This window comes from Kitasatospora sp. NPDC088134, from assembly GCF_044741705.1.
In the GTDB taxonomy this organism is placed as follows: Bacteria; Actinomycetota; Actinomycetes; order Streptomycetales; family Streptomycetaceae; genus Kitasatospora.
This window is the reverse complement of record NZ_JBIUTD010000028.1, coordinates 65,407-87,707: the sequence shown is the minus strand read 5'-3', so window position 1 is coordinate 87,707 and position 22,301 is coordinate 65,407. Positions and strand designations below refer to the sequence as shown.

16 protein-coding genes are annotated in these 22,301 nt (G+C 76.0%); 10 read left to right on the top strand and 6 right to left on the bottom strand.

Annotated features, from left to right (window positions below; translation table 11 throughout):
- The first annotated feature begins 42 nt into the window (after positions 1-42).
- From ACIOHG_RS31485 to ACIOHG_RS31455, 7 genes are read left to right on the top strand one after another with little or no spacing between them, the layout of a single operon-like run.
- Positions 43-1,281 (top strand): cytochrome P450, encoded by a 1,239-nt coding sequence (locus ACIOHG_RS31485; RefSeq protein ID WP_400955676.1) that lies wholly within the window; start codon positions 43-45, stop codon positions 1,279-1,281.
- Positions 1,278-2,126 (top strand): biotin/lipoyl-containing protein, encoded by an 849-nt coding sequence (locus ACIOHG_RS31480; protein ID WP_400955674.1) that lies wholly within the window; start codon positions 1,278-1,280, stop codon positions 2,124-2,126. The genes ACIOHG_RS31485 and ACIOHG_RS31480 overlap by 4 nt, the downstream gene beginning before the upstream one ends.
- Complete coding sequence (locus ACIOHG_RS31475) at positions 2,123-4,477, top strand: ATP-binding cassette domain-containing protein (RefSeq protein ID WP_400955672.1); 2,355 nt, start codon at positions 2,123-2,125, stop codon at positions 4,475-4,477. The genes ACIOHG_RS31480 and ACIOHG_RS31475 overlap by 4 nt, the downstream gene beginning before the upstream one ends.
- The gene (locus tag ACIOHG_RS31470) at positions 4,474-6,723 is read left to right on the top strand and encodes an ATP-binding cassette domain-containing protein (protein WP_400955670.1); all 2,250 of its coding nucleotides are present in this window, start codon (positions 4,474-4,476) and stop codon (positions 6,721-6,723) included. Before ACIOHG_RS31475 ends, ACIOHG_RS31470 begins: the two co-directional genes overlap by 4 nt.
- Positions 6,724-6,726: 3 nt before the next feature.
- Positions 6,727-9,972: a DUF4135 domain-containing protein gene (locus ACIOHG_RS31465; protein WP_400955668.1), complete on the top strand. Its 3,246-nt coding sequence runs from the start codon at positions 6,727-6,729 to the stop codon at positions 9,970-9,972.
- Between the two features lie 28 nt (positions 9,973-10,000).
- On the top strand, positions 10,001-12,283 hold the full coding sequence (locus ACIOHG_RS31460) for a TOMM precursor leader peptide-binding protein (protein ID WP_400955666.1): 2,283 nt from the start codon (positions 10,001-10,003) through the stop codon (positions 12,281-12,283).
- Between the two features lie 54 nt (positions 12,284-12,337).
- Positions 12,338-13,855 carry a SagB family peptide dehydrogenase gene (locus ACIOHG_RS31455; protein ID WP_400955664.1) on the top strand — a complete coding sequence of 506 codons (1,518 nt, stop codon included), beginning with the start codon at positions 12,338-12,340 and terminating at the stop codon, positions 13,853-13,855.
- A gap of 83 nt (positions 13,856-13,938) precedes the next feature.
- On the opposite strand, the gene ACIOHG_RS31450 is transcribed toward ACIOHG_RS31455, so the two are convergent.
- The 3 genes from ACIOHG_RS31450 to ACIOHG_RS31440 form a co-directional block, all read right to left on the bottom strand.
- Positions 13,939-14,634 (bottom strand): response regulator transcription factor, encoded by a 696-nt coding sequence (locus tag ACIOHG_RS31450; RefSeq protein ID WP_400955662.1) that lies wholly within the window; start codon positions 14,632-14,634, stop codon positions 13,939-13,941.
- 48 nt (positions 14,635-14,682) lie between these two features.
- Positions 14,683-14,946, bottom strand: a complete 264-nt coding sequence (locus tag ACIOHG_RS31445; protein WP_400955660.1) for a hypothetical protein — start codon at positions 14,944-14,946, stop codon at positions 14,683-14,685.
- Between the two features lie 379 nt (positions 14,947-15,325).
- The gene (locus ACIOHG_RS31440; RefSeq protein ID WP_400955659.1) at positions 15,326-15,655 is read right to left on the bottom strand and encodes a hypothetical protein; all 330 of its coding nucleotides are present in this window, start codon (positions 15,653-15,655) and stop codon (positions 15,326-15,328) included.
- Positions 15,656-15,937: 282 nt separating this feature from the next.
- Between ACIOHG_RS31440 and ACIOHG_RS31435 the strand changes: the two genes are divergently transcribed.
- Positions 15,938-16,948, top strand: coding sequence for a LuxR C-terminal-related transcriptional regulator (locus ACIOHG_RS31435; protein WP_400955657.1), 1,011 nt, complete (start codon positions 15,938-15,940; stop codon positions 16,946-16,948).
- 17 nt (positions 16,949-16,965) lie between these two features.
- Here the strand turns inward: ACIOHG_RS31435 and murJ are convergent, their stop codons facing one another.
- Positions 16,966-19,041, bottom strand: coding sequence for a murein biosynthesis integral membrane protein MurJ (gene murJ, locus ACIOHG_RS31430; RefSeq protein WP_400955655.1), 2,076 nt, complete (start codon positions 19,039-19,041; stop codon positions 16,966-16,968).
- Positions 19,042-19,331: 290 nt separating this feature from the next.
- Positions 19,332-20,162 (bottom strand): phosphatase PAP2 family protein, encoded by an 831-nt coding sequence (locus ACIOHG_RS31425; protein ID WP_400955654.1) that lies wholly within the window; start codon positions 20,160-20,162, stop codon positions 19,332-19,334.
- Between the two features lie 323 nt (positions 20,163-20,485).
- Here ACIOHG_RS31425 and ACIOHG_RS31420 point away from each other — a divergent pair, with 323 nt between their 5' ends.
- A complete protein-coding gene (locus ACIOHG_RS31420; protein WP_400955652.1) occupies positions 20,486-21,457 on the top strand; it encodes a sigma-70 family RNA polymerase sigma factor in 972 nt (323 codons plus the stop codon).
- Positions 21,458-21,499: 42 nt separating this feature from the next.
- Positions 21,500-21,688: a hypothetical protein gene (locus tag ACIOHG_RS31415; protein ID WP_400955651.1), complete on the top strand. Its 189-nt coding sequence runs from the start codon at positions 21,500-21,502 to the stop codon at positions 21,686-21,688.
- A 39-nt stretch (positions 21,689-21,727) separates the two neighbouring features.
- On the opposite strand, the gene mscL is transcribed toward ACIOHG_RS31415, so the two are convergent.
- Complete coding sequence (mscL, locus tag ACIOHG_RS31410; RefSeq protein ID WP_400955650.1) at positions 21,728-22,141, bottom strand: large conductance mechanosensitive channel protein MscL; 414 nt, start codon at positions 22,139-22,141, stop codon at positions 21,728-21,730.
- Between the last annotated feature and the right edge of the window lie 160 nt (positions 22,142-22,301).

The following is a 22,301-nucleotide window of genomic DNA, read 5'->3' as shown; positions in this document are numbered from 1 at the left end:
CGAACGTCCCCGTCACACCGCCAGATTGAAGGAGAGCCGGGCATGGACAGCCTCCGGCACGAGCTGACGCGGTTCATCCAGCAGCCCGCCGCTCAGCAGGACCCACCCGCGCTCTACCGCCGGCTGCTGGCCGAGGCGCCCGTCCTGGACCTCGGTCCGCTGCACGTGGTCTCCGGGCACCAGGAGATCCTCACCGTCCTGATGAGCCCCGGCAGCAACGTCGACCCGACCACGGTCGGACTGCCCCGGGCCGGCAACACCGCCCTGCTCGACGTGGTCAACCGGATGCTGCCGATGCGCGACGGCGCCGACCACACCCGGCTCAAGCGGCTCGCCACCGCCGCGTTCAGCCACCGCCGGCTGGAGCAGATCCGCGAGCGGATCGAGACCACCGCCGCCCGGCTGCTCGCCCCGCTGGTCGAGTCCGGCTCCTTCGAGCTGGTCGCCGACCTGGCCGTCCCGCTGCCGGTCGCCGTCTCCTGCGCGATCCTCGACGTCCCCGACTCCGAGCACGACCGGATCACCGGCTGGGCCGCCCTGGTCGCCCGCTCGCTGCTGGATCCCTTCGGCAATGGCCCCGAGGCCGCCGAACTGGACGCCGAGTTCGCCGAATTCCGCTCCTACGTCGAGGAGTTGTGCGCCCAGCGGGCCGCCCGCCCCGGCGAGGACCTGATCAGTCGGCTGACCGTCGCCCGCGGCGACGGCCGGCTCGACAGCGAGGAACTGCTCGCCTTCGTGGTGATGCTGCTCGCCAACGGACTCGAAACCCTGACCTCCGGACTCGCCCTGGCCGCCTGGGAGTTGATCCGCACCCCCGGCCTGGCCGCCCGGCTGCGGGCCGAACCCGCCCTGGCCGCCGCCGTGTTCGACGAGGCGCAGCGCCTGGGCAGCCCGGTCCGGGCCAGCTCCCGCGCGCTCACCCGCGCGGTCGACCTCGGCCACACCGTGATCCCGGCCGGCCGGGTCGCCATGCTGCTGTACGCCGCCGCCAACCGCGACCCGCGCCGCTTCGCCGACCCCGACCGCTTCGACCCCGACCGCGCCGAGCGCCAGCACCTCGCCTTCGGCCACGGCCCGCACCACTGCCTGGGCGCGCCGCTCTCGCTGATCGCCGGCGCCGCCGTCCTGCGCGGCCTCGCCGAGGCCGACGCGGTACGGGAGTTGAGCACCACGCTGACCGACGCCACCGCCCGCCGCCACGAGCAGTTCGCCTTCGGCGGGGTCCGCGAGCTGCCGGTCTCCTGCCCGCCGCGCACGCACCTGGTGGAGGTGGCGGCATGAGCACCGTGACCGAACCCGCCGCCGAGAAGCACGAGAAGCCCGCGGAGCACGCGAAGCCCGCAGAGCACGAGAAGCCCGCAGAGCACGAGGAGCACGCGGAGCGCTCCCGGACGGCGGTGGCCGCCGCGCGCGCCGCCGCCGTGCTGGAGCCCGGCCTGGACCAGCCCGTGCGGACGGTCGGCGCCCGGCTCTGGCTGGCCGGCGCCGCGCTGCTGCTGGCCGTCGGCGCGGGCGCGGGCTGGGCGGTGTGGGGCGAGCTCCCGCACACCCTGACCGTGCACGCGGTCGCCGCCCACGGCGAGGCCCCCGTCCGGGTGGCCGCCGCGCACCCCGGCAGCCTGGTCGCCTTCACCGTCCGCCCCGGCGAGCGGGTGACGGCCGGTCAGGTACTGGCCCGGGTCGGCGACGCCGAGGAGACCGCCCCCGCGGCCGGCACCGTGACCGCGCTGCTCGCCGCACCCGGCACCCGGATCGACCCCGGCGCCCCGCTGCTGACCCTGGACGCGGCGGACGCCCCGGCCACCGTCCGGCTGCTCGCCGACGACCCGAAGGACGCCGCGCGGCTCGCCCCCGGCCTGACCGTACTGGTCCCGCTGCCCGGCGGGGGCGCGCTGCCCGCCGTGATCGACCGGGTCGAGCCGCTGCCGGTGCGCGCCGACTCGCTGGACGGCACCCTCCCGGTGCCCGTCCCCGGCCTGCCCGCCGGCAGTGCCCCCGTCCGGGTCGCGTACGCCCAACTGCCGCCCGGCACCGTGCTGAACGGGCCGCTGGCGCTGGACGTCCGGATCGACCTCGGCAGCCGGCACCCCTACCAGGCGGTGCTGGGCCAGGAGGCGAAGCGATGAGGCCGACCCCGACCGCCACGGTCGAACCGCCCGCCACCGGGGCGCGCACCGCCAACGGCGGACCGGCGGCCCCCGACGCCCCGAAGCAGGCGAAGCAGGCGAAGAAGGCGAAGAAGGCGAAGAAGCGCACCTACCTGCGCACGCCGGTCGTCCCGCAGATGGAGGAACAGGACTGCGGCGCCGCCTGCCTGGCCGTCGTGCTCGGCGCGTTCGGCCGCCGGGTCACCCTGAACGAGGCGTCCCGCTCGTGCGGGGTCAGCCGGGACGGCGTCAGTGCCGCCGCGGTGGCCCGCGCCGCCGGCCGCTACGGGCTGACCGCCCGCGGCCGCCGGGTGGTGCGCCGCGAGGACGACCGGCTGGAGGGGCTCGGCGAGGTGCCGGTCCCGTCGATGGTGCTGGTCACCGGCCCGCACTTCGCCGTCTTCGAGGGCGTCCGGCGCGGCCGGGTGCACGTCAACGACCCGTCGCTGGGCTCGTACTCGGCCACCCCGGCGGAGTTCTGGGAGTCCTTCGCGGGCATCGCCGTCGGCTTCGAACCCGGCCCCGACTTCGAGCGCGGCGGCCGTCGGTTCCCGCTGCTGCGTTCGCTCGCCGCCCGGACCCGCCCCTACGCCGGGCCGCTGCTGGCCGCGGTGCTGGTCGGCATGCTGATGACCGTCCCCGGGGTGGCCGGCGCGTTCCTGCTGCGCACCTACCTGGCGGGCGTCGTCAACGGCGGCGCCACCGGCTGGGCGGTGCCGCTGACGCTCGCCGGGGCGGCCGTCGCCGCCCTGGTGCTGGCCGGCAACCGGCTGCGCTCCGCGCTGGTCAACCGGGTGCTGGAGGCGATGGCCGCCCGCTCCTCGGCGGCCTTCCTGTGGAAGATGCTCCGGCTGCCCGGCTCCTTCTTCCACCGCCGCCAGCTCGGCGGCCTGGTCACCCGGGTCCAGCTCAACGACGGCCTGGCCAACCTGCTCTCCTACCGGGTGGCGGGCGCCGCGTCCGCACTGGCCGCCGCCGCCGTCCACCTGGCCGCGCTGGTCCACCTGGCGCCGCGGCTCGCCGCGATCCCGGTCGCCGTCGCCGTGCTGGACGCGCTGGCGCTGCGCTCCGCCGACCGGCGGCGCGGCGGCCTCGTGCACCGGCTGCACGCCGAGCAGCACAAGCGCGACGGCGTCGCCTTCGCCGGGGTGTCCGCGATCGAGACGGTCAAGGCGGAGGGCGCCGAGGACGCGCTGTTCCGCTCCTGGGCCGGCTGGCAGGCCCGGGCCGCGCACACCGGCCAGCGGGTGGTGGAGACCGTCCTGGTGCCGCTCTCGCTGCCCGGCGCGCTCAACTCGGCCGCCGCGGCCGCCGCCGTGGTCCTCGGCACCGCCCTGCTGCTCGGCGGCTCGCTCTCCTTCGGCACCCTGCTGGCCTTCCTGCTGCTGCTCAACGGCTTCCTCCTGCCGGTCTCCCAACTGGTCGGCACCGGGAGCGAGTTCACCATCGCCCGGGCGCAGAACGCGCTGCTGGAGGACATCGAGTGCAGCGAGGTCGACCCGTACCTCGCCCCGGTGCTCGACGCCCCCGCCGAGGACGTCCGGCTGACCGGCGAACTGGAGCTGCGCGACCTGGAGTTCGGCTACGACCCGAACCGCCCGCCGACGCTGGCCGGGATCTCGCTGCGGATCGCCCCCGGCGAATGGGTCGCCGTGGTCGGCGGCAGCGGCAGCGGCAAGTCCACCCTGGCCCGGCTCGCGGCCGGCGTGCTGCGGCCCTGGAAGGGCGAGGTGCTGCTGGACGGCCGGCCCCGCGACGACTGGCACCGCGGCCTGATCACCAGCCAGGTCGCCTACGTGGAGCAGCAGTTGCGGCTCTTCGAGGGCACCGTCCGGGAGAACCTGACGCTCTGGGACCCGAGCACCGGCGAGGACGCGCTGCGCCGGGCGCTGGCCGACGCCGAGTCCGAGGAGCTGGTCCGCCGCCGCGGCGGGCTGGACGCCCGGATCGACGAGGACGCCCGCAACTGGTCCGGCGGCGAACGCCAGCGGCTGGAGATCGCCCGCGCCCTCGCCCTCGACCCGGCCCTGGTCGTCCTCGACGAGGCCACCAGCGCCCTCGACGCCCACACCGAGGCCGCCGTCAACGCCCACCTGCGCCGACGGGGTGTCAGCTGCCTGGTCCTGGCGCACCGCCTGAGCACCGTCCGGGCCGCCGACCGGGTGGTCGTCCTCGCCGCCGGCCGGATCGTCCAGCAGGGCCGCCCCGCCGACCTCGCCGAGCAGGACGGCCCGTACCGCGACCTGCTCCGGGACGCCGCCCGCAAGGCCGGGGCGGCCACCGGAACCACCACCCAGGAGACGCCCGCCCGAACGGAGGAGTCGGCATGAGCACCGCCACCGCCGCCGCCCGCCCGGGCGGGGCAGAGACCGTCGCGGCGGACACCGAGCGCGACCCGGCGACCCGGGTCGACGCCACCGCGACCGCCAACCGCACCGCGCTCGCGGACGCGTTGGCCGCGCTGGGAACCGCCGCAGCACGTCCGCACGCCTCCGCGCGCCACCGCGCGGCCCCGCCGGAAGCGCCGCGCCACCGCGCGGACTCGGCGCGCGAGGTGCTGCGGGCGCTCGGCGTCGACGTCCCTGCCGAGCTCCCCGCCGCCGTGCGGGACGCCGCCGACCCGGTCACCGCGCTGCTGCGCCGGGCCGGGGTGCGCTGGCGGCCCGTCACGCTGGCCGGCGGGGACCCGACCGGCACGGCCGGGCCGATGGTGGCGTTCGCCGCCGAGGACGGCCGGCCGATCGCCCTGATCCCCCGGGCCGGGCGGCACCGCCGCCTCGACCCGGGTTCCGGACGGGCTGCCACCCGTACGGAGCTGAGCGGCCAGGCGCTGCTGCTCTACCCGCCGCTGCCGCCGGGGAGTCCGACCCCCGGGGCCCTGCTGCGGTTCGCCCTCGCGGTTCCCGGTGCCCGCCGGGACCTCGGGACGCTGACCGCCGCCGGGCTGCTCTCGGCCCTGCTCGGCCTGCTCGTCCCGCTGTCCACCGGAGTGCTGCTGCCCGGCCTGCTGCTGGCCGAACGGCACCCGGTGCGCTGGCTGGCCGGGCTGCTGGGCTCCGCGGTGGTGGCGTCCTGGCTGCTCACGCTGGTCCGCAACACCGCCGCCGTCCGGCTCACCTCCCGGGTCCAGCACGCGCTCGAACCCGCCGTCTGGGACCGGCTGCTGTCCCAGGACGCGCGGTTCTTCCGCGACTGGACCACCGGCGACCTGGTGCACCGGGCGAACGCGGTCGCGCAGGCCCGGCAGGCCCTCTCGGAGGTGCTGGTGGGCGCCGTGCTCGGCGCGGTGTTCGCCGTCACCGGCCTGACGGTCCTGCTGCTGGTGGACTGGCGGCTCGGCGGCCTGCTGCTGCTCGCCGTGCTGGCGGTGACGGCCGTGCTGCTGCTGCTCGGCCGCCGCCGCCAGCGGTACGAGTCCCGGGTGTACGAGGCGCACGGGCAGCTCCAGGGCGTGCTGTACGGGCTGCTGCTGGGCATCGACAAGATCCAGACCGCCGGCCGGGAGATCCAGGCCTTCGCCCGCTGGGCCGTCCCGTTCGCCGCCCAGAAGCGCGCCGACGCCGCCGCGATGCGGGCCGACGCCACCGCCGGGGCACTCACCACCGCGCTCCAGCCGCTGCTGCTGGCGGTGCTGCTGGCCGGGGCCACCTTCGGCCCCGCCGCCGAGGCCGGGCACCTGATGGCCGCCGGCGTGGCGGCCGGCCAGGTCGCCCTGGCGCTCGGCCAGGTCACCCACGCCGCGGCCGGCGCCTACGGGGTCGCCCCGGTGCTGGACCGGCTGCGGCCGATCCTCGCCGAGCCCGCCACGGCCGCCGCCGACCGGGCCGGACAGCTCGCCGACCCCGGCCCGCTGAAGGGGCAACTCGCCCTGGAGGACGTGGTGTTCCGCTACCCCGGCAGCGCACTGCCGACCCTGGACAAGGTCTCGCTGCGCGCCGAACCCGGCGAGTTCGTCGCCGTGGTCGGGCCCTCCGGGGCCGGCAAGTCCACCCTGGTCCGGCTGCTGCTCGGCTTCGAGCGGCCCGAGTCCGGGACGGTCCGCTACGACGGCCGCGACCTGTCCGCGCTGGACCCCCGGCTGGTGCGCCGCCAACTCGGCTCGGTGCTCCAGCACGGCCGGATGCTGCGCGGCTCGCTGCTGGAGAACCTGGCCGGCGCCGACCCCGACGTCACCGAGGAGCAGATCTGGCGGGCCGCCGAACTGGCCGGCATCGCCGAGGAACTGCGGGCCCTGCCGATGGGCCTGGGCACCCGGGTCGGCGAGGACGCGCAGGGCTTCTCCGGCGGCCAGGTCCAGCGCCTGCTGCTGGCCCGCGCCCTGGTCCGCGACCCCGCCGTGCTGCTGCTCGACGAGGCCACCTCCGCGCTCGACAACGCCACCCAGCAGCGGGTCGCCGGGGCCGTCGCCGGCCTCGACCGCACCCGCCTGGTGATCGCCCACCGCTTGAGCACCATCCGCACCGCCGACCGGATCTACGTGCTGGACGGGGGCCGGGTGTCCGCCGAGGGCACCTACCGCGAACTGCTCGGCACCGACCCGCTGTTCACCCGCCTCGCCCGTTTCCAGGAGATGTGAGAGATGTCGCTCGACCTGCAGACCTGGCTCCGCACCGCCGGAAGCCCGGGCCCCGTCGCCCCGCAGACCGCCCTGCTGCCGCAGCTCCCCGGCGCCGACGAGCGGCTGCGCGCCGTGATCGCCGCCGCCGCGAGTTTCGAGGAACGCGCCGCCGCCCGGGACGACGGGCGGGCCCTGTTCGTCCCCGACCCGGACGAGGACCGGCGCAGCCGCACCGCCGCCGTCGAGACCTGGCTGCGCCGGGCCGCCGGCGACCAGAAGTCCGCCGGGGTGCTGCTCGACCACCTGGCGCGGACCGGGCGCCCGCTCGGCGAGGGCCTGCGCCGGGTCCGCCTCGCCGACCCGGAGAAGCTCCCCGACTGGGCGTACCCGCTGGCGGTGTTCCTGCGGGCACAGGCCGACGCGCCGGCCACCGGCCCGGGCGCGGTCGCGGCCGGCTTCCGGGCCGCCGCCGACGCGCTGCTGCCCGGCGGCCCCGGCACCGTCCTCGGCGTCGAGGTCACCGCGCAGGGCCGCGCCGACGTGGTCGGCACCCTCACCGGCCGGCTGGTCGAGGTCGCCAACCTGACGCTCTGCCAGGAGTTCCAGCTCGCCACCGGCCGCCCCCGCGACACGAGTTGGGACGCCGAGGGCGGCCCGGACGCCTCCGCCGCGGGCTGGCTGGCCCGGCTGGAGCGGCTGCCCGCGCTGGCCTACCTGATCGGCACCGTCTGCCGGCAGTGGCAGGAGATGTACACCGAGATGTTCGCCCGGCTGGCCGCCGACCGGGCCGGCCTGGTCGAGCAGATGTGGCACGGCACCGACCCCGGCCCGCTCGACTCGGTGCACGGCGACGCGGGTGACCGGCACGCCCAGGGCCGCTCGGTGGCGCTGCTGCGCTTCGCCGACGGCCGCGGCGTGGTCTACAAGCCCAAGGACATGCGGCACGCCACCGCCTTCCTCGGCCTGGTCGAACGGCTCAACCGGGAACTCTCGCTGGACCTGCCACTGCGCACCGTGCTGCTGCGCTCCGACCGCGGCGACGACGGCCACTCCGCCTCGCTGAGCACCGACTGCGCCGGCGACTACGGCTGGGAGGAACTGGTCCCGTCCCGGCCGTGCGCCGACCGCGCGGGCTTCGCCCGGTTCTACCGCCGCCTCGGCATGACGATCCGCCTGGTGCAGCTGCTCGAAGGCCGCGACATGTGGGCCGACAACCTGCTCGCCGACGGCGAGCACCCCGTGCTGATCGACCTGGAGTGCCTGCTCTACCCGCGGGTGCAGAACCCGCCGGTGCTCAAGCCCGCCCAGCACGCCCTGCTGGACGAGCTGGAGACCACCGTGGTGCGCACCGCGATGGCTTTCCAGCCGTGGACCCCGGCCGGGCGCACCGACGCCCTGGACATCGGCTGCCTGTCCCGGGTCGGCTCGCTGGAGATCGTCCCCGGCGTGCCCGCGCTGCCGATCACCGCCTACCGCCCGGTGCACGACGGGCAGCCCGCCGACCCCTGGCAGTACACCGAGGAGGTGGTCGAGGGCTACCGCGAGATGCAGGCCGCGCTCCACCGGATCCGTGGTGAACTCGCCGACCCCGAAGGCCCGTTGAGCGGATTCCGGGGCGTCTGGGTGCGCTACATCTGGCGGCACACCTGGGACGGCTACAAGATCCTGCGGGCCTCCACCAGCCCGCTCGCGCTGGACGACGGCGCGACCCGGGAGACCGTCATCGCGGGCGCCCTGCGCGGCGCCGTCACCGCCCGCTCCGGCGACGGCGACCGCGACGACCTGCTGGAGGTGGTGCTCGCCGAGCTCGACTCCTTCCGCACCCTGGACATCCCGTTCTTCCGCTCGCTTACCACCTCCTCCTCGGTGTTCACCGCCGACGGCCGGGAGATCCCCGGGCACTTCCGCTCCACCGGCTGGCAGCGCCTGCAGCAGCGGGTCGCCGAACTCGACGGCTTCGACCTGGAGACCCACGTCGCGGTGCTGACCGGCTGCGTGGACGCCGCCCGGCTCGGCACCGAGCGGCCCCCCGCCGGGCCGGTCCGGCCGCTGACGGCGGCCGAACCGCCCGCCCCCGGCGAGCTGCTGGCCGAGGCCGTCGCCGTCGGCGACCGGATCCTCGCCGCCCGCCGCGGCACCGGCTGGGTCGCCCAGGGCTGGTACCCCGGCACCGGCCTGCGGCAGGTCGAGGTGCTCGGCCCCGACCTGGCCTCCGGCACCCTCGGCATCGGCCTGTTCCTCGCCGAACTCTGGTCCGCCACCGGCGAACCGCGCTTCCACCGGGCCGCGCACGCCCTGCTCGCCGAGGCCGCCGCGCTGATCGACCCGGCCGAGCCGATGGCCTTCGCCTTCGCCGGCGACTCCCGGCTCGCCTCCGGCGCCCCCGTCCCCGGCGGCCTGTTCGGCCCCGGCGCGATCATCCACGGCCTGGCCCGCGGCGCCCTGCTGCTCGGCGAGAGCGGCTTCCTGACCGCGGCCCAGGCCCTGGTGCCCGGCGCGCTCACCGTCGCCGAGTCCGCCTCCAGCCGCCCCGGCCGCCCGGTCCGGATCCCGCACGCCGACCTGCCGCTGGGCACCGCCGGACTGCTGCTCAACCTGCTCCGGCTGCGCCGCGCCGCCGGCGCCGGACACGCCGACACCGACCACGCGATCCGCACCCTGGCGGCCGGCGCGCTCGACCGGCTCGGCGAGGAGAGCGTCCCGTTCGACTTCAAGGAGCTGGTCCCCGGCGGCGCCGACTCGATCGCCGCGGCGCTCGCCCGCACCCTCGCCGAGGCCCCCGGCCTGCTCGCCGACCCGGAGGCCGTCCGGGACCGGCTGCGCGGCCACCGCTTCGCCACCGGCACCGCCTCCGGCCGGCTGGCCTGCCTGGACACCGCCGTCTCGCTCGGCGCCGACGCCGTCGACCCGGCCGACCTGGGCGTGCTCGCCCCGCCCGTCACCGGCCCCGAACTGGCCGCGCTCACCGGCCGGGCCCTGCTCTCCGCCGCCACGGAGGCGCTCACCGCCGCCGAGGCCGGGCTGGTCCACACCCTGCCCGAGGACACCGAGGCCCTGCTGCCCGGCCCGTTCTACGACGGCCGCGAGGCCGCCGCCCTGATGGTCCGTGAACTGCTCACCCGGCACCGCCTGCACGGCACCTGGTTCCCCGACCGCGCGGTGCACGACGCGGTCAACCTCGGCGCGCTGGACGGCACGGTGGCCGTCGGCCTGCTGCTGCTGCGCCTGCACGACGCCTCCGCCGCCCCGCTCGCCACCCTGCGCTGACCGCGCGCCGCTTCGAGGAGCCCCCGCCATGTCCGAACTCATCGGTTTCAAGCGCCACTTCACCCCCTACGTGGTCGACGGCGAGGCCGTCTACCTGGTCTCCGAGCGCGGCGTCTCGGTGGTCGACGGCAAGCTCGCCCTCGCCCTCGCCCCGCTGCTGGACGGCACCCGCACCGCCGAGCAGATCGGCGCCGCCCTGGACGGCACCGTCCCCGCCGACAAGGTCGGCCTCGGCGTCGACAAGCTCCGGGCCGGCGGCTGGATCACCGCCGCCGACCCCGGCACCGACCGCCCCGCCGCCGCCTTCTTCGAGATGGCCGGGCAGGACGGCGACGCCGCGGTGACCGCGCTGCGCACCGCGACCGTCCGGGTCGAGGTGCACGGCGACCTGGACGCTGCCCCGTTCCTGGCGGCGCTGGCCGCCGCCGGGGTCACCGTCGACCAGGACGCCGGGTTCACCGTCGCCCTCACCGACGACTACCTGCACCCCGGCCTGGCCGAACGCAACCGGCAGGCCCTCGCCGACGGCCGCCCCTGGCTGCTGGCCCGCCCGGTCGGCTCGATCGTCTGGGTCGGCCCGGTCTTCACCCCCGACGCCCCCGGCACCGGCGGCACCGACGCCGCCGACGGCTCCGGCTGCTGGGAGTGCCTGACCCACCGCCTCTCCGCCAACCGGCAGTCGCTCAGCTACCTGCAGCACCGCCTCGGCCAGGACGAGCCGATCTCCACCTCCGGCGCCCACCTGCCCGCCACCCTGGCCCTCGGCACCCAGCTCGCCGCCCTGGAGACCGTGAAGTGGCTGGCCGGTGCCCGCCCCGTGCAGGCCGCCGTCACCACGCTGGACACCGTGTTGCTGGAGAGCGAGAAGCACACCCTGGTGCGCCGCCCGCAGTGCCCCGCCTGCGGCGACGACAGCCTGGTGTCGCAGCGCCAGCTCGCCCCCGTCCGGTTCGAGTCCCGCCCGAAGGCGTTCACCGCGGACGGCGGGCACCGCTCCGCCTCGCCCGAGGACATGCTGGAGAAGTACCGCCCGCAGCTCAGCCCGATCACCGGCGTGGTCACCGCGCTCGTCCCCGCCGCGCACACCCCGACCGGCCTGCGGGTCTACGTCTCCGGCCAGAACCTGGCCCGGCAGAGCGGCAACCTGCGCCAGCTGCGCACCGGCCTGCGCTCGATCAGCTGCGGCAAGGGCCGCACCGACGTCCAGGCCCGGGCCTCCGCGCTCGGCGAGGCGATGGAGCGCTTCTCCGGCGTCTTCCAGGGCGACGAGGCCCGCCGCACCGCGACCTTCGCCGAACTCGGCGACGCCGCCATCCACCCCGAGCGCACCCTGCTCTACTCCGAGCGGCAGTACGCCGAGCGCGACCGCTGGAACGTCAAGCAGTCGATGTTCAACGTCGTCCCGGAGCGGTTCCGCCCCGAGGACCGGATCGAGTGGTCCCCGGCCTGGTCGCTCACCGAGCAGCGGCAGCGCTGGCTGCCCACCCAGGCGATGTACTACGGCTACCGGCACAGCGGCCGGTTCTTCGCGGCCGGCGACTCCAACGGCTGCGCGGCCGGCACCTCCTTCGAGGACGCCGTGCTGCAGGGCTTCTTCGAACTCGTCGAGCGGGACGCCGTGGCGCTCTGGTGGTACAACCGGGTCCAGCGCCCGGCCGTCGACCTGGACTCCTTCGGCGACCCCTACACCGACCAACTGCGCGAGGTCTACCGCGGCCTGAACCGGGAGATCTGGGCGCTCGACCTGACCAGCGACCTCGGCATCCCCGTGGTCGGCGCGTTCTCCCGCCGCACCGACGCCGACCCCGGCTCCGGCACCAACGAGGACCTGCTGATCGCGTTCGGCGCGCACCTCGACCCGCACATCGCGCTCACCCGCGCCCTCACCGAGATGAACCAGTTCCTCGGCCCGGTGGTCGGCGACGAGCACGGCCGGGTCGGCTACGCCGGGGCCGACCCCGAGCAGAAGCGCTGGTGGACCACCGCCACCCTGGCCAACCAGCCCCACCTGCGGCCCTCCGCGGCCCCCCGCTCCACCCCCGCCAGCTGGCTGCCGCTGGCCGGCCCCGACCTCGCCGACGACCTGACGCTGGTCCAGCGGATCGTCGAGGACCACGGCATGGAGTTCCTGGTCGCCGACCAGACCCGCCCCGACGTGGGGCTGCCCGTCGCCCGGGTGATCGTCCCCGGCATGCGGCACTTCTGGGCCAGGTACGCGCCCGGCCGGCTCTACGACGTCCCGGTCCGGCTCGGCTGGCTGGACGCCCCGACCCCGGAGAGCGAGCTCAACCCGATCCCGATCTTCATCTGACCGACCGTGCGGGGCAGCCGGGCCCGGCTGCCCCGCCCACCCGGGGAGGTACCCATGACCGTCATCGAAACCCTGCCGCCCACCCCCCTCGAAGGGGGCGACCGCCGGCTGCGCCGCCTGCTCCGCCTGCGACCCGAGGTGGAGGTCACCGCCCAGGGCGGCGACGTCGAACTCACCCACCCGTGGGGTCACCAGCGGGTCCACGCGCTCGGCGAGCGCACCGTCGCCGCGCTGGCCGAACTCACCCGCACCCACGCCGACCTGGACGACCTGGTGCTCGACCAGGCCAGGCTGCTCAAGCTGCTGGAGCGCTTCCCGTACCTGGTCACCACCACCGTCGCGGACCGCCTCGGCGCCCCGCTCGCCACCGCCGTCCCGATCGCCCGGTTCGCCGGCCTGCCCGGATTCGCCCGTCCCACCGGCCCGCTGGTGCTCTCCCGGTTCGCCTACCTGCGCCGGCTGCCCGAGGGCGACGGCGAGTCCTGCGTGCTGGAATCCCCGATGGCGCCGTTCCGGCTCACCGTCCACCAGGCCGCCGGCGGCGCCTTCGTGGCCGCGCTCAGCACCAGCCGCACCGCCGCCGAGGCGGCCCTGCTGGCGGGCCTGTCCGCCGAGGAGGGCGAGGCGCTCGCCGGACTGCTGGCCGGCGGCGGCTTCCTGGAGGCCGGCCAGGGCGCCGAGGCCCCGCTCTGGGACTTCCACGACCTGCTGTTCCACGCCCGCAGCCGGGCCGGCCGGCACGACTACCCGGCCGGCGGCGTCTACTCGCACCAGGACGTCCCGCAGCTGCCCGCCGTCTCCGGCACCGGCGCCCGCGAACAGGGCGAGGGCATCGACCTGCCCGTCCCCGACTGGGACACCGTGGTCGCCCGCGACCCCGCGCTCAGCGAGGTGCTGGAGGGCCGCCGCTCGGTCCGCAGCTACGCCGACACCCCCGTGACGCTCGACCAGCTCGCCGAACTGCTCTACCGGGTGGCCCGGGTCCGCCGGATCATCCCCGGCGACCCCGCCGACCCGCACGGCTACGACGGCGTCGAACGCCCCTACCCGGCCGGCGGCGCCACCGGCGAACTGGAGGTCTACCTCTCGGTGGTGAAGTGCGTCGGCCTGGAGCCCGGCGTCTACCGCTACGACGCGGCCGCCCACCGGCTGCGCCCCCGCCCGTTCCAGCACCCCGGCGAGGAGGCCGCGTTCGGCGAACTCGTCACCGCCGCCTGGCGCGCCGCCGCCTGCAGCGTCGACCCGCAGGTGCTGCTCACCGTCACCAGCCGGTTCGGGCGGCTGTCCTGGAAGTACAGCCAGATCGCCTACGCGCTGACCCTCAAGCACGTCGGCGTGCTCTACCAGACGCTCTACCTGGTCGCCACCGCGATGGGCCTGGCCCCCTGCGGCCTCGGCTCCGGCGACACCGACGCCGCCGCCCGCGCGCTCGGCCTGGACTGGACCGCCGAGTCCTCGGTCGGCGAGTTCCTGATCGGCAGCCGTCCGACGAACGTCCCGCGCACCGCGCACCGGTTCGCCGACGTGGTGGCCGCCGCCCGGGCGGGGGAGGGGCTGGGCGAGAACTTCTGAACGCGCCCGCCCGCACGCACGCCTGCGACCCGTCAGCGGGAATCTGACGGGTCGTCGGCGAGCCTGCGTACGTTCGGGAGGTCCTACAGCCAGCCGCACTCGCGGGCGATCCGGATCGCGTCGCAGCGGTTGCGGGCCCGGGTCTTGGCGATCGCCGCCGAGACGTAGTTGCGCACCGTCCCCGGCGAGAGCGACAGCGCCGCGGCCGCCTCCCGCACCGTGGCGCCCTCGGCGATCTCGCCGAGCACCGCCAGCTCGCGCCGGCTGAGCGGGCTGCCCTGGCCCGTCCGCACCACGTCCAGCACCAGCCGCGGGTCGTACACCCGCCCGCCGCGGGCGAGTTCGCGCACCGCCGCGATCAGCGCCGCCGCCTGCACGTCCTTCAGCAGCACCCCGGCCGCGCCCTCCACCAGGGCCCGCCGGGACTCCGCGGTCCGCGGCAGGGCCGGCACCAGCAGCAGCACCGCGGTGCCCGGCGCCGCCTGCTGCAGGCGCTGCGCCGTCGCCGCGCCGTCCGGCTGCTCCGGGTCGAGCCCGAGCACCGCCACCGCGGGCCGCACCCGCGGGGCCGCCGCCGCGGCCTCCTCGGCGCCGGCCGCCTCGGCGATCACCGCGAGGTCCTCCTCCCGGTCCAGCAGGGCCCCCAGGCCGGAGCGGAACAGGTGGTGCCCGTCGGCCAGCAGGATCCTGGTCGGGCTCACCGCCACCGCCGCGGTCAGCGGCGGGAGCGGCTGGGGCAGGGCCCGCTGCACGGGCGGGCGTTCCAGTGCGGTGGTCATCAGCGCACCTCCCCGGGTCGCTTCTCGAATGGCGTGGTGTCGGTCCGGTCAGCCCCAGCCCCAGGTGTCCGAGTGCGGGGGAGTGGTCGAGGTCGGGCTGCCGGACGGGGCCGGGCTCGGCGGGACGCTCGGACCCACCACGACCGCGTTGGCGCTGTCGGCCGGCTGCTGCGGGCCGTCCGCGGTGGTTCCGTCGGCCGTCACGACCGCGCCCGGCCGGGCCGGACCGGCCAGTTCGGCGGCGGTGGCGACCCCGCCGACCGCCAGTGCACCAATGACCGCAATCGTGACAAAACGGATGTTCAGCGCCATGGGAGTGCCCGATCCTCTCAAGCTTCTGCCGAGCCCCGGGCTGCCACCGGGGCGTGTGGTGATCCGCCGTCAGGTGGCCGGTCCGCGTCCCCCGCCGGGGGCTGCTGCCGCGGTTCCGATCCGCCGTCCTGCTGACAACAACGAGAGTGCTCCCCGGGGCACCCCGCTGTCAGCACCCGGAGCTGGCACCAGGGTGCCGTGACACTCAGCGGCCAGCTCCTGACACCCCGTCGACACGGACTTTGCGAAGTCCTGACGGAGCCTGATCCATGGCCCGGCCTGCGGGAATCCACTACCGCGGCCCGCTCGGGCCCTCCTCGGGCCCCGCTCGGGACGGAGCCGGGCGGGGGCGCCGGGCACCTTGCTGCCGCGCCGGACGTCAGCTCCTGGCCCGGTCCTGCCACAGGCCGAGCGCGATCCACGGGTCCGCCTCGCAGCGCTCCACCGTCCAGCCCGCCAGCGGGCCCGCCGGGTCCACCAGGCCGGCCGCGCCCGCCCGCAGCGCCCGCTCGGCGGCCAGCAGCGAGGGGGCCGCCAGGAAGCACACCGAGGCCAGCCCGCCCGCCACCGCCAGCACCCGGGCGTGGCAGACCCGGGCCCCGGGCAGCGGCAGCCGCAGCAGCGCCGCCCGCACCGGCCCGGCCCCGGCCGTTTCCGCGGGGCCGCCCGGCCCGGCCGGCGGCATCAGCTCCAGACGGATCGCGTACACCCGTCCAGCGTGGCAAATCCCGGGGCCCGCCGGGGGACTGAGCGGGTGTCAGATCGATGCCTGGCACGAAGATGACAGTTGCCGGGCGCTCTTCACGCTTCGCCCATCAGTGGGACAGAATCTCCGCAAGCCAGTTCTATCCGTCACCCGGTCGGCGCTAGTCTGACGGCCGGTCGGTACGGAGCCGGGGGGCGCAGTCCACCGCGCGGTGCGTTGTTGGAGGTCGAGGATGGGCAGAGCGGCGCACACCGGCACCGGACGGCCCGTACCCAGGACCGGCAGGTGACCCCGGGGGGCCCGATCGGGCTGGACGCCTTCGGCGAGGCGGTCTACCGCGCCATGCTCCTGCACCCCGACCTCGACACCGGGGGCCTCGCCGACCACCTCGGCAGCACCGAGCCCGAGGTGTGCGCCGCCCTCGACCGGCTGGCCGACCTCGCCCTGACCCGCCCCGCCAGCTGCGGCACCCGCTGGCGGGCCGTCAACCCGGAGCGCGGCCTCGCCGCCCTGCTCGCCCACCAGGAGGCCGAGGAACTGCGCCGGCAGCGCGAGGCCGAACGCAGCCGGGCCGCGATGGCCGGGCTGATCGCCGAGTACGCCAGCCTGCACACCCCGGGCGAGCAGCGCGGCATCGAGATGCTCGCCAGCCTCGACCAGGTCCGCGACCGGCTGATCCAGCTCGCCTCCGACGCCACCGCCGAAGTGCTCTCCTTCGCCCCCGGCGGCCCGCAGCCCGCCCCCGTGATGGAGGCCAGCCGGGTCCTCGACCAGGAGACCCTGGAACGCGGCGTCCGGATGCGCACCGTCTACCAGGACAGCGTCCGCAACGACCCCGCCACCGTCCAGTACGCCCGCTGGCTGCACGGCCTCGGCGGCGCCGTCCGCACCGCGCCCACCCTGCCGCTGCGGATGATCGTGGTCGACAACGCCACCGCGATCGTCCCGATCGACCCGGAGGACCCGCGCAAGGGCGCCGTCCTGCTGCAGAGCCCCGGCGTGGTCGCCGCCCTGCGCGCGCTGTTCGACCAGGTCTGGGAGCACGCCCGCCCGCTCGGCGAGAGCCCGCAGCGCGACCCCCGCGGCCTCACCGGCCAGGAGCGCGAACTGCTCCGCCTGCTCGCCGACGGCCTCACCGACGAGCGCGCCGCCCAGCGCCTGGGCGTCTCGCTGCGCACCGTCCGCCGGATGATGGCCGACCTGATGGTCCGGATGGACGCCCGCAGCCGCTTCCAGGCCGGCATCCAGTGCGCCGCCCTCGGCTGGCTGGAGGCCGCCGAGGACGCCCCCGCCTGACGCCCCGTCGGGGACGCTCAGCGGCGGTGCTTGCCGACCACGGTCGGGGACGGGTACGGGATGCGCAGGCGGCGGGCGAACGGGGAGACCGCGCCGCTCACGCCCAGCGGGAGGGCCAGCACGAACAGCGAGACCAGCACCAGCAGCGAGCCGGCCGCCAGGCCCGCCGCGCTGCCCAGCAGGGTCGGGCCGAACCGCCCCGCCACCCAGTGCGCGGCCAGCGCGCCCGGCAGGCAGGCCAGCGCGATCCCCAGGTGCAGCGTCACCAGCCGGCCGCCCGCCAACCCGCTGCGGCCCTTGCCGCCGCGCAGCACCCCGAAGTCCACGGTGGCGTTCGCGCCCGCCGCGACGGCGTCCTTGCGCAGCACCAGGGTGGCGTCCGGCCCGGACGGCCCGGCGGACGCGGCGGGCGCGGCGGCGGGAGCCGCCGGCCCCTTGCGCAGCCGGCGCCCCAGCGCCCCGCCGGTCGCCACCACCGACACCAGCGCGGCCAGGCTGTGCGCCACCGCCATGCCGACCACGATGTAGCGCGGCGACAGCGTCTCGTACGCCACCAGGCAGAGCACCGCGTTCGAGGCGGTGGTGATCAGCGTCATCCAGAACGGCGTCCGGGCGTCGTTGATCGCGTAGAAGCCGCGGGCCAGCGCGTACTGCGCGCAGAACGCCGGCAGGCCGACCGCGAAGGCCATCAGCAGGGTGGCCACCACCATCGCGTCCGCCCGCACCGTGCTGCCCGAGCCGTAGCCGTACGCCGCCATGGCGATCTGCGGGGCCAGCGCGACGAACAGCACCGAGGCGGTGACGATCATCGCCGCCGAGGAGCGCAGCATCCCCGACAGGTCCTCGCCGATCTTCCGGTAGTCGCCCGCCGCGGCCGCCCGGGACAGGCCCGGCAGCAGCGCCGTCACCATCGAGATCGTGATCACGCCCTGCGGGACCATGAACAGCTGGTACGCGTTGGTGTAGGCGGAGAAGCCGTGGCCGCCCGCGATGCCCTCCTTCGCCGCGGCCGCGCCCGCGCCGGTGCTCAGCGAGGTCACCACCGCGAAGGACAGCTGGGTCGCCACCACCAGCAGCAGCGCCCAGCCCGCCGAGCGCAGCGGCCGGGTCAGGCCCGCGCCCTTCCAGTCGAAGCGCGGCCGGTAGCGGAACCCGGAACTGCGCAGCGAGGGCAGCAGCGCGGCGGCCTGCACCACGATGCCCAGGGTCGAGCCGAGGCCCAGCAGCAGGGTGTCGCCGGAGGTGATGCCGCCGACCTGCGTGGCGTCGTGCCCGATCCACAGGAAGATCCCGAACACCGCGATCGCCACCACGTTGTTCAGCACCGGCGTCCACATCATCGCGCCGAACCGGTCCCGGGCGTTGAGCACCTGGCCGAGCAGCGTGAAGACGCCGTAGAAGAAGATCTGCGGCAGGCAGTACCGGGCGAAGGCGATCGCCAGGTCGCGCTGCGCGCCGTCGAACTCCGAGTACAGGTCGACGATCTGCGGGGCGAACAGCCAGGCGCCGACCGTCAGCACCACCAGGATCACCGTGCACAGGGTGAGCAGCCGGTCGATGTACGCCTGGCCGCCGTCCCGGTGGGTCTGCATCGCGTGCACCAGCTCCGGCACGAACACCGAGGCCAGCGCACCGCCGATGAGCATCATGTAGACGATGTTCGGCAGCGAGTTCGCCACGTTGAACGCCTCGCCGACCGGCCCGGTGGTCAGCGCCGCCACCAGCACCGCGCTGCGCACGAAGCCCAGCGCGCGCGAGGCCAGCGAGCCCAGCGCCATGATCATCCCGTTCCGGGCGGTGGACGCGGCCGGCTTCGCGGCGGGTCCGGTGCTCTCCCCGTCCGGCTCGGCCCCGGCGTCCGGCTCGGCCCGCTGCGGCGGGACGGCGGGCACCGGCGGGGCCTGCGGCGGGACGACCGGGACAGGGGGCGGCCCGGCGACCCGGCCGAGTTGCACGGTCGGCGGGTCGTACGGCGGATGGTTCGGCGGGTGGTTCGGCAGGCCGTGCGACGGGGCCTGCGACGGGTCGTGCGGCGGCAGTGCGGGGCCGCCCGGCCGGCCGTAGGGGTCGTTGGCGCCGTCCGTGGTGTGCAAGGTCGTCGGACCCCCCGTAGCTCGGTGCCCGTCCGGCGCCCTGTGGGATGTGTGCGCGGAGACCGGGCCTGGCCTGGGCTCCACCTGCCGGTTGCAGGCTGCATCCAGCCGCAGAAGTCTGCCGCAACTCGGCACCTGATGGGGAGTCGGGTGCCGCCCGCGGGGGCCCCGGGGAGGCCGGCCGGGCCGGCGGGGCGGGGCGCCGGTGCCGGGAAACCGGCGATTTGCCGGGCCTGCCCGTTCCCTCCGCCGGACGAACCGCCGGGGCGTGTGACGTTGATCACGACCCGTCAGGGGCGCCCCGGATCGCGCTCCGGCGCGGACTCCGGCAGCGGCAGCGGCAGCGGCGGTGCGAGCACCCGCTGCACCCGGGGGCGGGTCCGGCGGCGCAGCAGCCGGACGTCCCGGCCCAGCCGGCCGGGCAGCCACAGCTCCACCGCCAGCGTCACCCCGGCCGGCAGCGCGACCGCCGCCAGCCAGGCCGCCAGCACGTCGCTGGGCCAGTGCGTGCCGAGCGCGACCCCGCTCCAGCCGGCGCCCAGCACCGTCACCGCGGCGGCGGTGCCCGCGACCGCCCGCACCGCCCGGTCGGCCCGCGGCCACACCAGGGCCAGCAGCGCTCCGCAGGCCACCGCCGAGGTGAGCGCGGGCCCGGACGGGAAGGTGCCGTCGGGGCCGGCGGCCACCGGGTCGGCGAATCGCGGTCCGACCCGGCCGATCAGTTCCCGGCCCGCCCCGGCGGCCAGCCAGGCCGCCAGCGCCTGCGCCGCCGTCCAGGCCGCCAGCACCCGGGCGCCCAGCGCCCACTGCCACAGCGCGACCGCCCCGAGCAGGGTCCGCAGCACCCAGGGCGCGCCCAGGTCGGCCAGGGTCTGCACGGACGCCGTCCACACCGGGTGCCGCACCGCGTACCGGTGCAGCCCGGCCGTCCAGCCCAGGTCCAGCCGGGCCAGCGGGGCCCAGCCGGCCCGCACCAGCACCAGCAGCACCGCGAGCAGCGCCGCGGCCGCCAGCGCCGCCCCGGCACAACGGAGCACCCTGCGGCGTTGGAAGGGGTGGCGGTGCGTTCCCCGGCGCCCGCCCGGTGCGGCCGCCGCCCCGGAGTCACTGGGCTGGTGCATGACAGACACCTTCCCAGCGCCGGGCGGCGAACGGGCCGTGGAGCGATAGCGATTCGGCATCGGTTGTGCGGACGCGCCGCGAAGGCCGTGCGCCGATCCGGTGGACGCACGGTGTGCGCGCCCCGTGTCGACCGGGTCACGCTCCGTCCATCACGGAGATGAAAATCGGCAGGATACTGCATCCTCGGTGAAAAACTGAGTCACTTGGGAATGTTGTCCGATTTCTGTGCGTTGGATCGTTACGTGTGGGCCGCAACCGGCCCGCGCACCCGTGCCGAGCGGCGGAACGGAGCGCCCCCGGCAGTGTCAGTGAGGGAGCAAGCATGGCCACCCGTGCCGTCGTACGCGACCGGGCCGATCGGACTCGCGCCGCCCGCCCGACCAATCTCGAAGCCGACCGCGACCTGGTCGGCATGTACCTCGACGAGATCGCCAGGACGCCGCTGCTCGACGCCGCCGAGGAGGTCGAGCTGTCCCTGCGGATCGAGGCCGGCGTCTTCGCCCAGCACCTGCTCGACGAGGGCGAGCCGCCCGCGGGCACGACGGTCGAGGAACTGGAGTTCCTGGCGCGGGACGCCGAGCGCGCCAAGGACGTCTTCATCCGCTCCAACCTGCGCCTGGTGGTCGCGGTCGCCCGCCGCTACCCGCGCAGCGGCCTGCCGCTGCTCGACCTGATCCAGGAGGGCAACGCCGGCCTGGTCCGCGCGGTGGAGAAGTTCGACTACTCCAAGGGCTTCAAGTTCTCCACCTACGCGACGTGGTGGATCAGGCAGGCGATCACCCGCTCGATCGCCGACCAGTCCCGCACCATCCGGCTGCCCGTGCACCTGGTCGAGGAGCTGGGCCGGATCCGCCGGGTGCAGCGTGAGAAGGCCAAGGAGCTCGGCCGCGAGCCCGAGCCGGCCGAGATCGCCGCCGAGCTGGACAGCACCGAGCAGCGGGTGAAGGACGTGCTGGACTGGTCCCGCGACCCGGTCAGCCTCAACATGGCGGTCGACGACGAGGGCGAGACCCAGTTCGGCGACCTGGTGGAGGACACCGGCGCGGTCTCCCCGGAGGACGCGGTGATGGTGATGATGCGCCGCGAGGAGCTGGACGGCCTGATCGGCCGACTGGACGACCGCACCGCCTCGATCATCCGCAGCCGCTACGGCATGGAGGACGGCCGCGAGCGGACCCTGACCGAGGTCGGCAAGCAGCACGGCCTGACCCGCGAGCGGATCCGCCAGATCGAGAAGCACGCCTTGGCGGAGCTGAAGAAGATCGCCGACCACGCGGGCTTCGAGGCCGCGTAGCCGGCGGGCCGCCGGGGCCCGCGGCGGTCCTACAGTGGAGGCATGACCTCCCCGGACGCACCGCAGCCCGAGCCCCGGCCCGAACCCGCCCCCCGGCCCCGCCTGGTCTTCCGGGACCCGTTCGAGCAGCAGACCGCCGACGACACCGACCGCGGCTGGGGCGACTCGCCGGGGGAGCGGGGGCTGGACTGGTACCGCAGCCAGCGGCCCCCGCACCACGGTGAGAAGTAGCCGACGGCGAGAAGTGGCCGACGGCGCGAGAGGCGACTGTCAGCGGCGCACCAGCGCGTCGCGGATCTCGGTGAGCAGTTCGACCTCCTTGGCCTCGGCCTCCAGCGCCTCCTCCTCCACGCTCTTGCGCTTCCGCATGAAGTGGTTCATCGGCAGGATCAGCAGGAAGTAGACGACGGCGGCGGTGATCAGGAAGGTCAGCGCGGCGCTGAGCACCGAGCCCCAGAGGATGAAGATGCCGGACGTGACGTTCCCGGCGGCATCCACCTCGCAGGGGCCCTTGAGGCAGGAGCTGTAGGCGGACAGGTCCTTGGTGCCGAACAGGCCGACCAACGGGTCGATCACGCCCTTGACGAACGCGTTGACGACGGCGGTGAAGGCCGCGCCGATGACGACGGCGACGGCCAGGTCCACCACGTTGCCGCGGAGCAGGAATTCCTTGAAGCCTTTCATGCCGCGTCGAACGGTGGTTCCGCGCGGAGGTCACGGGTGAATTCCCGGTCCTCCGGTTGACGCCTGGGGACAGCCGGCGGCCGGTGCCCGGTCGGCGCCGCCCGGGTGCGGCGGGCCGGACACCAGGGCCGCCGCCAGCGCGAGGGCGCCCGCGGCGAAC